Here is a 12544-nt window from a genome sequence, read left to right on the forward strand (position 1 = left end):
GGCGTGTCTCCTCTTTGTGTTTCTGGCCCGCCGCGATGCTGCGGCGCGAGCCCGGGGCTAACGGCGCGCGGACGATGCGCGCCGTCAATGTCCGATAACATTCGGCACAAGGCGTTCCCGAAGGCGAAGCTCGCGCAGTTCATCGACCGCACTTCTTTTTTTCTTCACCCAGGTGCTACCCCTTGCGGCGGATTGTAGTTAAACTACAATTCAGTGTCAAAAATATTTTTATCGCACTACGGATCGCTTCCCAGCACCCCCAACACGGCGGAGACACATGCATACCGATTCCAGCTTTACCTTCGTACTTTTCGGCGGCACCGGCGATCTGTCGATGCGCAAGATCCTGCCCGCGCTGTTCGAAGCGCACCGTGCGAACATGCTGGCGGAGAGCGGCCGGATCGTCGCTGTGGCGCGTCACGAATCGGATCGTGCGGGTTATCTCGAGTGGGTCGACACGCACGTGAAGCCGCACGCGGAGAAAGCCGCCGGCAAGGCGCTCGACGAAACCGCGTGGAAGTCCTTCCTCGATCGCATCGAGTATGTAAAGCTCGACCTCGGCCGTGCGGAAGACTACGTCGTGCTGCGCGACGCGATCGCATCGCTGCCCGGCATCCGCGTGTTCTATCTCGCGACGGGCCCGTCGCTGTTCGTGCCGATCTGCAAGGCGCTCGCGTCGGTCGGCCTGAACGAAGGCTCGCGCATCGTGCTCGAGAAGCCGCTCGGCTACGACCTGAAGTCGTCGAATGCGATCAACGACGCGGTCGGCGAGATCTTCGCGGAAGGCCAGATCTACCGGATCGACCACTACCTCGGCAAGGAACCCGTGCAGAACCTGCTCGCGCTGCGCTTCGGCAATGCGCTGTTCGAGCCGCTGTGGCGCCGCGAATGGGTCGAGAGCATCCAGATCACGATCGCCGAGGAACTCGGCGTCGAGGCACGCGGCGATTTCTACGACAATACGGGCGCGCTGCGCGACATGGTGCAGAACCACCTGCTGCAGTTGCTGTCGATCGTCGCGATGGAGCCGCCGCACTCGATGGATTCCGACTCGGTGCGCGACGAGAAGCTGCGCGTGCTGCGCGCGCTGAAGCCGATCGATCCGCGCGACATCGGCAAGGTAGCCGTGCGCGGCCAGTATCATGCAGGCGTGATCAAGGGCGCGCAGGTGCCGGCCTACGCGACCGAGCCAGGCGTGAAGCCCGACAGCCAGACCGAAACCTTCGTCGCGCTGAAGGTCGAGATCGAGAACTGGCGCTGGGCCGGCGTGCCGTTCTTCCTGCGCACCGGCAAGCGGCTGGCCGATCGCGTCGCGGAGATCGTCGTCAACTTCCGCCCGGTGCCGCACTCGGCGCTCGGGCCCACCGCGTTGCGTCCCGGTGCGAACCGTCTCGTGATCCGGCTGCAGCCGAACGAGACGATTCGCCTGTACTGCCTCGCCAAGCAGCCGGGCGAAGGGATGAACCTCGCGAGCGTGCACCTCGACCTCGCGTTCGACCAGTTCTTCAAGGAAGGGCAGATGGAGGCGTACCAGCGCCTGCTGCTCGACGTGATCAACGGCCGGCTCGCGCTGTTCGTGCGTCGCGACGAACAGGAAGCCGCCTGGCAGTGGGTCGAGCCGATCCTGAACGAATGGGCACGCACGCTGAAACCGCCGAAGCCGTATGCGGCGGGTACATGGGGGCCGGCCGCGTCGAGCGCGATGCTCGCGCAGCACGACACCTGCTGGCTCGAAGAAGAAAACTGATACAAACCGTTGCCGCGTACGCCACCGTACGCGGCAACGTGCATCACGATTCGTACGATTTGAACAGACAAAGCAGTCCGGAGGAGATGTGATCGAGATCCACGCTTTCGACACCCAGGAAGCGCAAAGCGAAGCGCTCGCGCGCGCCGTCGGCGATGCGCTGCGCGCCGCGCTCGCCGGCCCCGCGCGCCCGACGCTCGCGGTGTCCGGCGGCACGAGCCCGCGCCCGTTCCTGCACACGCTGTCGCACGCGGCGCTCGACTGGGCCGGCGTCGACGTCACGCTGGTCGACGACCGCTGGGTGCCGGACGACGACGCGGCCAGCAACGCGCAACTCGTGCGCGACACGCTGCTGCAACACGCAGCGGCCCCTGCCCGCTTCCTGCCGCTCGTCGACACGCGCAGCACGCTCGATGCGCACGTCGCCGCGCTGAACGCGAACGCCGACTACCGCGTGCCGACCGTCGCGGTGCTCGGCATGGGCGAGGACGGCCACACCGCGTCGATCTTCGCCGACGCGCCCGAATGGAACCACGCGATCACGACGCGCGAACGCTTCGTCGCCGTGCATCCGGGCGCCGCGCCCCATGCACGCGTGAGCTATTCGCTCGATGCGCTGAAGCGCGTCGACCGGCTGTTCCTGCTGATCGCGGGCGAACGCAAGCGCGCGGTGCTCGACGCCGCAGCCGCATCGCTGCAGAAGAACGCGATTTCCCAACTGGCCAACGACAAGGGGACCCAGCTCGATGTCTACTGGTGCGCAAAGTAAGGCCGTTGTCGCGGGCCAGCATGCCGACGGCCCGCGCCTGCTCGCGGACGTCGGCGGCACCAACGCGCGTTTCGCGCTGGAAACCGGCCCGGGCGAGATCACGCAGATCCGCGTCTATCCCGGCGCCGACTATCCGACGATCACCGACGGGATCCGCAAGTATCTGAAGGACGTGAAGATCAACCGCGTGAACCATGCGGCGATCGCGATCGCGAACCCGGTCGACGGCGACCAGGTCACGATGACCAACCACGACTGGAGTTTCTCGATCGAGGCGACGCGCCGCGCGCTCGGCTTCGACACGCTGCTCGTCGTCAACGATTTCACCGCGCTCGCGATGGCGCTGCCGGGCCTGACCGACGCGCAGCGCGTGCAGGTCGGCGGCGGCACGCGCCGCCAGAACAGCGTGATCGGGCTGCTCGGGCCCGGCACCGGGCTCGGCGTGTCGGGGCTGATTCCGGCCGACGACCGCTGGATCGCGCTCGGCAGCGAGGGCGGCCACGCGTCGTTCGCGCCGCAGGACGAGCGCGAGGATCTGGTGCTGCAGTATGCGCGCAAGAAGTTTCCGCACGTATCGTTCGAGCGCGTGTGCGCCGGCCCCGGCATGGAGATCATCTATCGCGCGCTCGCCGCGCGCGACAAGAAGCGCGTCGCCGCGACCGTCGACACGGTCGAGATCGTCGAGCGCGCGCATGCGGGCGACGCGCTCGCGCTCGAGACGGTCGAATGTTTCTGCGGGATTCTCGGCGCGTTCGCGGGCAGCGTCGCGCTGACGCTCGGCGCGCTCGGCGGCGTGTACATCGGCGGCGGCGTCGCGCTGAAGCTCGGCGAGCTGTTTACGCGCTCGTCGTTCCGCGCGCGCTTCGAGGCGAAGGGCCGCTTCACGCACTACCTCGAGAACATCCCGACCTACCTGATCACCGCCGAATACCCGGCGTTCCTCGGCGTATCCGCGATCCTCGCGGAGCAGCTGTCGAACCGCTCGGGCGGTGCGTCGTCGGCCGTGTTCGAACGGATCCGCCAGATGCGCGACGCGCTGACGCCGGCCGAGCGCCGCGTCGCCGATCTCGCGCTGAACCATCCGCGCTCGATCATCAACGATCCGATCGTCGACATCGCGCGCAAGGCCGACGTGAGCCAGCCGACGGTGATCCGCTTCTGCCGCTCGCTCGGCTGCCAGGGCTTGTCGGACTTCAAGCTGAAGCTCGCCACCGGCCTCACCGGCACGATCCCGATGAGCCACAGCCAGGTGCATCTCGGCGACACGGCCACCGACTTCGGCGCGAAGGTGCTCGACAACACGGTGTCGGCGATCCTGCAGCTGCGCGAGCACCTGAACTTCGAGCACGTCGAGAACGCGATCGAGATCCTGAACGGCGCGCGGCGCATCGAGTTCTACGGGCTCGGCAACTCGAACATCGTCGCGCAGGACGCGCACTACAAGTTCTTCCGCTTCGGAATCCCGACGATCGCGTACGGCGACCTGTACATGCAGGCCGCATCGGCCGCGCTGCTCGGCAAGGGCGACGTGATCGTCGCGGTGTCGAAGTCGGGACGCGCGCCCGAGCTGCTGCGCGTGCTCGACGTCGCGATGCAGGCCGGCGCGAAGGTGATCGCGATCACGTCGAGCAACACGCCGCTCGCGAAGCGCGCGACCGTCGCGCTCGAAACCGACCACATCGAGATGCGCGAATCGCAGCTGTCGATGATCTCGCGGATCCTGCATCTGCTGATGATCGACATCCTCGCGGTCGGCGTCGCGATCCGTCGCGCGTCGACGAACGGCGAGGTGCCGGAGGCCGTCGCCCAGGCGAAGGCGCGCGCGAGCGACGACGAGACAGCCGACGTGCTCGACTGGCTGAGCCACGGCGCGTCGCCGGCGGCGAAGGACGTCGCGCGGGACTGATGCGCGCGCGGCGTCAGCCGCTTCCCGCGTCCCAAAGAAAAACGCCACCGCGCGATGCGCCGGTGGCGTTTTTTTTGTGCGGCGCGGCTGCCTTGTCAGGCGCCCGCTTTCACCGGCCGGCCGTGCCAGCGCAGCACGAGGTAGCGTCCGGCGAAACACAGCACGCCCGACACGCCGATCGTCACGCCCATCGCGAACGGCGTGCCGTCCGCGAGTGCGCCGATCGCGACGCTCGCCAGCGCGCCGAGCGCAAGCTGCATCGCGCCGAACACCGCCGCCGACGCGCCCGCGTTGTGCGGATAGCGGTGCATCAGGTCGGTCGTGCAGTTCGCGGACAGGATCCCGACCACGCCGACGACGAAGAACAGGCACACGACGATCGACCACAGCCCGCCCCACCCCGTCAGCGCGACGAACGCGACCGCGAGCGACGCGATGCAGCTCACGAGCGACGCGGCCGCGATGATGCGCAGCGAACCGACGCGGCCGACCAGCCGCGTGTTCGTGAAGTTGCCGATCATGATGCCGACCACGTTCAGGCCGAACAGCAGCCCATAGTGCTGCGGCGACACGTGGAAATACTCGATGTACACGAACGGCGTCGCGGTGATGTACGAGAACATCGACGCGAACGCCATCCCGCCGCACAGCATGTGCCCCCATGCGACGGGATCGGACAGGATGCGCCCGTACGACGCGAACGACGCGAGCACGGCCGCGCTCTTGCGCCGCTCCTTCGGCCAGGTTTCGGGTACGCGCAGGTACGCGGTCGCCGCGCACACCGCGCCGAACACGGCCAGGACGACGAACACGCCGCGCCAGCCCGAGAAACGCAGGATCTGCCCGCCGATCAGCGGCGCGAGCAGCGGCCCGACCGCGGTGACGATCGCGACCATCGACAGCACCTTCGCCGCGTCGGTCGGCTCGTGCGCGTCGCGCGCGATCGCACGCGACAGCACCGACGCCGCGCCGGCGCCGAGCGCCTGCAGGAAGCGCACGAGGATCAGCATGTCGATCGAGTTCGATACGAAGCAGCCGATGCTCGCGAGCGTAAATAGCGCGATGCCGCCGAGCAGCACGGGACGGCGGCCCCACGTGTCGGACAGCGGGCCGTACAGCAGCATGCCGACCGAAAAGCCGGCCATGAAGCTCGTCAGCGTGCGCTGCGCGGCGCCGGGGCTGACGGAGAAGCCGTCGGCGATCGACGGCAGGCTCGGCAGGTACATGTCGGTAGCGATCGGCCCGCAGGCGGCGAGCGCGCCGAGCAACAGGATCAGCCGGGCATCGGGCCGGCGCCGGACGACGTGAGACATGGGTATCCGGAATGGAGCGCCGCGCGCATCGGGGCGCGCGTGGTGGTGAAGACGGGAGACCGCGCCGCGAACGACGCGCTCGGGCCCATGATTGTACGCGCAACTTTTTTTCGTGCCGCCGGCCCGGCGCGCGACCGGCGGAAATACACCGGCACGGTGCCCGCCGCGCGGGATCGCGAGCAGGGATTCGATTAAGCTTGCAGCGCCTCACTCCCCTATTGTCTGACCCATTCAATTCGACGCACGACCGAACCGATGACCGCTTTCCTGTTGATCTGGAGCCCCAAGAAATGGCCGTGGCCCGAACTGCCCGACGTCGCCGCGCGCGTGAAGGCCGGCGAGGCCGTGCATGACGTGTGGGGCTGCGGCTTCGCGCGCGGCATCCTGCCGGGCGACCGCGTGTTCCTGCACCGCGTCGCGAAGGAGCCCAAGGGCGTGTTCGGCTCCGGCTACGTGACGCGCGCGCCGTACGAGGTACCCGATCCGGCGACGAAGCGCGGCTACCGGCTGTGCATCGACTTCGTCTACGACTGGCTGGTCGACGCGCACCAGGACGTCGTGATCCCGCGCGACGCGCTGCGCGTGCATCCGTACTCGGTACAGACCTGGGATGCGCAAAGCTCCGGCACCGTGATCAAGCCGATGGTCGAAGGCCCGCTCGAGAAGCGCTGGGCCGAGCTGACCGGCAAGCGCAAACCGCCGCGATAACCGAAGCGGCCGCCGCGCCGCATCTGCCCCTCCTTTCCGGCCCCGGCGCGCGCAACCCCGCACGCGCCGAAAGGCCGCGGACCGCGCCGCGGGCCCGCCGCGCGCGTCTCCGGTACAATCGGACGATCGTTCCGCCCAGGCGCCGCGGCCCGTGCACATGCCCCCGCGCCCTTCTCTCGCAGGTTTCGCTCATGTCCAACAATCAGATCCTCTTCGAACGCGCCCAGAAGACCATTCCCGGCGGCGTCAACTCGCCGGTGCGCGCATTCCGTTCGGTCGGCGGCACGCCGCGCTTCGTCGCGCGCGCGCAAGGCCCGTATTTCTGGGATGCCGACGGCAAGCAGTACATCGACTACATCGGCTCGTGGGGCCCGATGATCGTCGGCCACGTCCATCCGGAAGTGCTGTCGGCCGTGCAGAACGTGCTCGCCGACGGCTTCTCGTTCGGCGCGCCGACCGAAGCCGAGATCGAGATCGCCGAGGAAATCTGCAAGCTCGTGCCGTCGATCGAGCAGGTGCGGATGGTGTCGAGCGGCACCGAGGCCACGATGAGCGCGCTGCGCCTCGCGCGCGGCTTCACGGGCCGCAGCCGGATCGTCAAGTTCGAGGGCTGCTACCACGGCCACGCGGACAGCCTGCTCGTGAAGGCCGGCTCGGGCCTGCTGACGTTCGGCAACCCGACGTCGGCCGGCGTGCCCGCCGACATCGCGAAGCACACGACCGTCCTCGAATACAACAACGTCGCCGCGCTCGAGGAAGCGTTCGGCGCGTTCGGCGACGAGATCGCCGCCGTGATCGTCGAGCCGGTCGCGGGCAACATGAACCTCGTGCGCGGCACGCCGGAATTCCTCAACGCGCTGCGCGCACTGTGCACGAAGCACGGCGCCGTGCTGATCTTCGACGAGGTGATGTGCGGGTTCCGCGTCGCGCTCGGCGGCGCGCAGGCGTACTACGGCATCGCGGCCGACCTCACCTGCCTCGGCAAGGTGATCGGCGGCGGGATGCCGGCTGCCGCGTTCGGCGGCCGCCGCGACATCATGGCCCACCTCGCGCCGCTCGGCGGCGTCTACCAGGCCGGCACGCTGTCGGGCAACCCGATCGCGGTCGCCGCAGGGCTGAAGACGCTGCAGCTGATCCAGGCGCCGGGCTTCTACGACGCGCTCACCGCGCAGACGAAGCGTCTCGCCGACGGCCTCGCGGCCGAAGCGCGTGCGGCCGGCGTGCCGTTCGCGGCCGACTCGATCGGCGCGATGTTCGGCCTCTATTTCGCCGAACGCGTGCCGACCAGCTTCGCCGAAGTCACGAAGAGCGACACCGAGCGCTTCAACCGCTTCTTCCACCTGATGCTCGACGAAGGCGTGTATTTCGCGCCGTCCGCGTACGAGGCCGGCTTCGTGTCGAGCACGCACGACGACGCGGTGATCGACGCGACGCTCGCGGCCGCGCGCCGCGCCTTCGCGGCACTCGCTGCCTGACCCGGGGCCGCGCGCATGTTCTCGGATATCGATTTCGCCCACATGCAGCGTGCGCTCGCGCTCGCCGCGCGCGGCATGTATACGACGGCACCGAACCCGCGTGTCGGCTGCGTGATCGTCAAGGACGGCGACGTGATCGGCGAAGGCTTCACGCAACCGGCCGGCCAGGATCACGCGGAGGTCCAGGCACTGAAGGACGCGCGCGCACGCGGCCACGACGTCGCGGGCTCGACCGTCTACGTCACGCTCGAACCGTGCAGCCATTTCGGCCGCACGCCGCCGTGCGCGAACGCGCTGATCGACGCGCGCGTCGCGAAGGTCGTCGCCGCGATGGAAGACCCGAACCCGCAGGTATCGGGGCGCGGCCTCGGGATGCTGCGCGATGCGGGCATCGACGTACGCTGCGGGCTGCTCGCGCATGAAGCGGGCGAATTGAACATCGGCTTCGTGTCGCGGATGACACGCGGCCGCCCGTGGGTGCGGATGAAGACCGCCGCGTCGCTCGACGGCCGCACCGCGCTGCCGTCCGGCGAAAGCCAGTGGATCACCGGCGAGGCCGCGCGCCTCGACGGGCACGCGTGGCGCGCGCGCGCCTGCGCGATCCTGACCGGCATCGGCACCGTGCGCGAGGACAACCCGCTGCTGACCGTGCGCGGGATCGACACGCCGCGCCAGCCGCAGCGCATCCTGGTCGACAGTCGCCTCGACCTGCCGCTCGACGCGCGACTGCTCGAAGGCGCCCCGCTGCTGATCTTCTGCGGCCGGCTCGACGCCGCCGGCGAAGTGCGGGCGAAGGTGCTGAACGCGCGCGGCGCGGAAATCGTGCCGCTCGCGAATGCGCACGGCAAGGTCGACCTGCCCGCGATGCTGGCGGCGCTCGGCGCACGCGGCGTCAACGAGCTGCACGTCGAGGCCGGCCACAAGCTGAACGGCTCGCTGCTGCGCGAGCAGTGCGTCGACGAGTTGCTCATCTATCTCGCACCGAGCCTGCTGGGCGCCGATGCGGCCGGCATGTTCGACTTCGCCGCGCCGGCGAGCCTCGATGCGCGCACGCGGCTGTCGTTCCACGGGGTCGAGCGGGTCGGCGACGATCTGCGGATCCTCGCGCGCTTCACGCCGACGGACGCCGCGCACTGAACGGGATCGTCGCGATGTTCACCGGAATTGTCGCGGCCGCATCGAATCGATCCGGCCGCTCGGCGCGTCGGCCGACGCCGGCGTGCGCCTGACCGTGCCGGCCGGCGGCCTCGACCTCGCCGATGTCGCGCTGGGCGACAGCATTGCGATCCAGGGCGCGTGCATGACGGTGATCGACAGGAGCGACACCGCGTTCGACGTCGACGTGTCGCGCGAAAGCCTGAACCGTACGGTCGGCCTCGCCCACCCCGGCGAAGTGAACCTCGAGAAGGCGCCGCGCACGCACCGGCCCGCCCGCCGGCGCCATCGGCCGAACGGCCAACGACGCGCACGGGTCATGCGGTCGCGCTAAGATGCGTCGACAGCGGTTTCGATACCGCAATGCACGACGCGCCGCGTAGCGGCCGCCCTCTTCCTCAAGGAGTCGTCCCCATGTCCATCTCGATGTACCAGGCTTCGCTGCCCGTGCTGATCCGCGGCCTGACCAATCTTCAGCACATTCTCGGCAAGGCGCAGGCGCATGCGGCCGAAAAGCAGATCGATCCGTCGGTGTTCGTCGGCGCCCGCCTGTATCCGGACATGCTGCCGCTCGTCCGCCAGGTCTATATTGCGACCGACACGGCCAAGGGCTGCGCCGCGCGCCTCGCCGGCGCCGAGATCCCGAGCTATCCGGACGTCGAGCAGACCTTCGACGAACTGCACGCACGCATCCAGAAGACGATCGACTACCTGAAAAGCTTCGACGCCGCGCAGATCGACGGCAGCGAGACGCGCCAGATCGTGCTGAAGATGCGCGTCGGCCCGATCGAGTTCACCGGCGAGTCGTACCTGCTGAATTTCGTGCTGCCCAATTTCTTCTTCCACGTGACGACCGCGTACGACATCCTGCGCCACAGCGGCGTCGAGCTCGGCAAGCTCGACTACCTGGGCGGGCGCGACCAGCAAGCCTGACGCGCGGCCGGGCAAGGCCCGGCCCGCCACCGTCCGCACCGCGCGTGCAAGCATCGCGCGGCGGGCCGGCCGGGCCTGCCGCTCAGGTCGGCCGCGGCGCTTTCCGGAGCGCTTGCCGGCGGCGCGCGGCCCCTGCCAGCCGAAACGCCGTCCGGCTGGCGTAAAATACGCACTTTCCTCTTTCTCGCCCCCTTATGACGCTCGCCTCCACGCTCGACATCATCGCCGAGCTGAAAGCCGGCCGGATGGTGATCCTGGTCGACGAAGAAGACCGCGAAAACGAGGGCGACCTCGTGATCGCCGCCGAATTCGTCACACCGGAAGCGATCAACTTCATGGCCAAGTACGGCCGCGGCCTGGTTTGCCTGACGTTGACGCAGGAACGCTGCAAGCAGCTGCACCTGCCGCTGATGACCTACCGCAACGGCACGCAGTACGGCACCGCGTTCACGGTCAGCATCGAAGCGGCCGAAGGCGTGACGACCGGCATCTCGGCCGCCGACCGTGCGCACACGATCGCCACGGCGGTCGCGCACGACGTGCGCCCCGAGCACATCGTGCAGCCGGGCCACGTGTTCCCGATCATGGCGCAGCCGGGCGGCGTGCTCGTGCGCGCGGGCCATACCGAGGCCGGTTGCGACTTCACCGCGCTCGCCGGCCTCACGCCGGCCGCGGTGATCTGCGAGATCATCAAGGACGACGGCACGATGGCGCGCCTGCCCGACCTGATCGAATTCGCGCAGGAGCACAACCTGAAGATCGGCACGATCGCCGACCTGATCCAGTACCGCAGCCGCACCGAATCGATCATCGAGCGGATCGCCGAGCGTACGATGCAGACCGCGCACGGCACGTTCCGCGCGGTGCTGTACCGCGACCAGCCGAGCGGCTCGCCGCACATCGCGCTGGTGCGCGGCACGCCCGCGCCCGACGCCGATACGCCGGTGCGCGTGCACGAGCCGCTGTCGGTGCTCGACCTGCTCGAAACGGGCGTGTCGACGCACTCGTGGACGCTCGACGCCGCGATGCGCGAGATCGCGGAGCGCGACCTCGGCGTGATCGTGCTGCTCAACTGCGGCGACACGAAGGAACACCTGATCGACGTCTTCAAGGCGTTCGACGAGGAAGAAAAGGCCGCTGTGCTGAAGCGCCGGCCGGTCGATTTCAAGACGTTCGGCATCGGCGCGCAGATCCTGCGCGATGTCGGCGTCGGCAAGATGCAGGTGCTGTCGAATCCGCGCAAGCTGGGCAGCATGTCCGGCTACGGCCTGGAAGTCACGGGCTTCATTCCGATGCCCGGCGGCGAAGCCAAGTCCTGCCCGGCGTCCAACGCGTAACCCGCCACGGCGCTTTCGCCCTATAACCGTTCATCCACACCACGGACAAGATCATGGAAATCGGACAATACCAACCAAATCTCGAAGGCGACGGCCTGCGGATCGGCATCGTGCAATCGCGCTTCAACGAGCCGGTGTGCAACGGCCTCGCCGACGCGTGCGTCGAGGAACTGGAACGCCTCGGCGTCACCGGTGAAGACGTGCTGCTCGTGTCGGTGCCCGGCGCGCTGGAAATCCCGCTCGCGCTGCAGAAGCTCGCGGAAAGCGGCCAGTTCGACGCGCTGATCGCGCTCGGCGCGGTGATTCGCGGCGAGACCTACCACTTCGAACTCGTGTCGAACGAGAGCGGCGCGGGCATCACCCGCATCGGCCTCGACTTCAACCTGCCGATCGCCAACGCGGTCCTGACGACCGAAAACGACGAGCAGGCCGTCGCGCGCATGACCGAAAAGGGTCGTGATGCCGCACGCGTCGCCGTCGAGATGGCCAACCTGACGATGGCGCTCGACCAGCTCGGCGATGACGACGAGGACGAAGAGGAAGACGAAGACGAAGACGACGAAGAGGAGCGCGCATGAAGAAGAGCGCCCGCCGACAATCGCGCGAGCTGGCGACGCAGGGGCTGTACCAGTGGCTGCTGTCGAACGCGTCCTCCGGCGAGATCGACGCGCAACTGCGCGGCGCGCTCGGTTACGACAAGGCTGACAAGGAGCTGCTCGACGCGATCCTGCACGGCGTGATCCGCGAGCACACCACGCTCGTCGAAGCGCTGACGCCGTCGCTCGACCGACCGATCGACCAGTTGTCGCCGGTCGAACGCGCCGTGCTGCTCATCGCGACGTTCGAGCTCACGCACCACGTCGAAACGCCGTACCGCGTGATCATCAACGAAGCCGTCGAACTCGCGAAGACGTTCGGCGGCTCCGACGGCTACAAGTACGTAAACGGCGTGCTCGACAAGCTCGCCGCGAAGCTGCGCCCCGCCGAAACGCAGGCGCGCCGCAACGGCTGATACCGTTTGGTCCGGAACGGGCGCGCATGCGCCCGTTTTTTCTTTCGTCACGCCCCTCCCCTGCCCGCCCGATGAATACCGCCACCGATTCGCTCGTCAAGCTCGCCGCACGCGTCGACGCGATCCAGCCCTTCTACGTGATGGAACTGATGAAGGAGGCACAGCGTCTCGAGTCCTCCGGGCGCGATG

At 68.4% G+C, this 12544-nt stretch carries 11 protein-coding genes and 1 pseudogene; 11 read left to right on the forward strand and 1 reads right to left on the reverse strand.

Going from position 1 to position 12544, the window contains the following annotated elements:
- Positions 1-277: 277 nt before the first annotated feature.
- The 3 genes from zwf to VK92_RS35810 all read left to right on the forward strand — a co-directional run bounded on the left by zwf (position 278) and on the right by VK92_RS35810 (position 4422).
- Positions 278-1747, forward strand: coding sequence for a glucose-6-phosphate dehydrogenase (gene zwf, locus VK92_RS35800; RefSeq protein WP_021163442.1), 1470 nt, complete (start codon positions 278-280; stop codon positions 1745-1747).
- A gap of 88 nt (positions 1748-1835) precedes the next feature.
- The gene (gene pgl / locus VK92_RS35805; RefSeq protein WP_048024188.1) at positions 1836-2516 is read left to right on the forward strand and encodes a 6-phosphogluconolactonase; all 681 of its coding nucleotides are present in this window, start codon (positions 1836-1838) and stop codon (positions 2514-2516) included.
- Positions 2494-4422, forward strand: a complete 1929-nt coding sequence (locus VK92_RS35810) for a bifunctional transcriptional regulator/glucokinase (protein WP_048024189.1) — start codon at positions 2494-2496, stop codon at positions 4420-4422. The genes pgl and VK92_RS35810 overlap by 23 nt, the downstream gene beginning before the upstream one ends.
- Positions 4423-4517: 95 nt before the next feature.
- Here the strand turns inward: VK92_RS35810 and VK92_RS35815 are convergent, their stop codons facing one another.
- Positions 4518-5735 carry a Bcr/CflA family multidrug efflux MFS transporter gene (locus VK92_RS35815; protein WP_048024191.1) on the reverse strand — a complete coding sequence of 406 codons (1218 nt, stop codon included), beginning with the start codon at positions 5733-5735 and terminating at the stop codon, positions 4518-4520.
- Between the two features lie 255 nt (positions 5736-5990).
- On the opposite strand from VK92_RS35815, the gene VK92_RS35825 reads away from it, so the two are divergent.
- The 8 genes and pseudogenes from VK92_RS35825 (at position 5991) to nusB (ending at position 12355) form a co-directional block, all read left to right on the forward strand.
- Positions 5991-6443, forward strand: a complete 453-nt coding sequence (locus VK92_RS35825) for a hypothetical protein (RefSeq protein WP_048024193.1) — start codon at positions 5991-5993, stop codon at positions 6441-6443.
- 191 nt (positions 6444-6634) lie between these two features.
- Complete coding sequence (hemL, locus tag VK92_RS35830; RefSeq protein ID WP_048024194.1) at positions 6635-7918, forward strand: glutamate-1-semialdehyde 2,1-aminomutase; 1284 nt, start codon at positions 6635-6637, stop codon at positions 7916-7918.
- A gap of 15 nt (positions 7919-7933) precedes the next feature.
- The gene (gene ribD, locus VK92_RS35835; protein ID WP_048024196.1) at positions 7934-9055 is read left to right on the forward strand and encodes a bifunctional diaminohydroxyphosphoribosylaminopyrimidine deaminase/5-amino-6-(5-phosphoribosylamino)uracil reductase RibD; all 1122 of its coding nucleotides are present in this window, start codon (positions 7934-7936) and stop codon (positions 9053-9055) included.
- 40 nt (positions 9056-9095) lie between these two features.
- Positions 9096-9341: pseudogene (locus VK92_RS35840) on the forward strand (riboflavin synthase); the annotation flags it as partial.
- Positions 9342-9487: 146 nt separating this feature from the next.
- Positions 9488-10006, forward strand: a complete 519-nt coding sequence (locus tag VK92_RS35845) for a DUF1993 domain-containing protein (protein ID WP_048024197.1) — start codon at positions 9488-9490, stop codon at positions 10004-10006.
- A gap of 194 nt (positions 10007-10200) precedes the next feature.
- Complete coding sequence (gene ribBA / locus VK92_RS35850) at positions 10201-11343, forward strand: bifunctional 3,4-dihydroxy-2-butanone-4-phosphate synthase/GTP cyclohydrolase II (RefSeq protein WP_048024198.1); 1143 nt, start codon at positions 10201-10203, stop codon at positions 11341-11343.
- A 53-nt stretch (positions 11344-11396) separates the two neighbouring features.
- Positions 11397-11921, forward strand: coding sequence for a 6,7-dimethyl-8-ribityllumazine synthase (ribH, locus tag VK92_RS35855; protein ID WP_021157084.1), 525 nt, complete (start codon positions 11397-11399; stop codon positions 11919-11921).
- Positions 11918-12355 carry a transcription antitermination factor NusB gene (nusB, locus tag VK92_RS35860; protein ID WP_027788132.1) on the forward strand — a complete coding sequence of 146 codons (438 nt, stop codon included), beginning with the start codon at positions 11918-11920 and terminating at the stop codon, positions 12353-12355. The genes ribH and nusB overlap by 4 nt, the downstream gene beginning before the upstream one ends.
- Positions 12356-12544 lie beyond the last annotated feature (189 nt).

This window comes from Burkholderia sp. LK4 (assembly GCF_001043615.1).
In the GTDB taxonomy this organism is placed as follows: Bacteria; Pseudomonadota; Gammaproteobacteria; order Burkholderiales; family Burkholderiaceae; genus Burkholderia; species Burkholderia cepacia.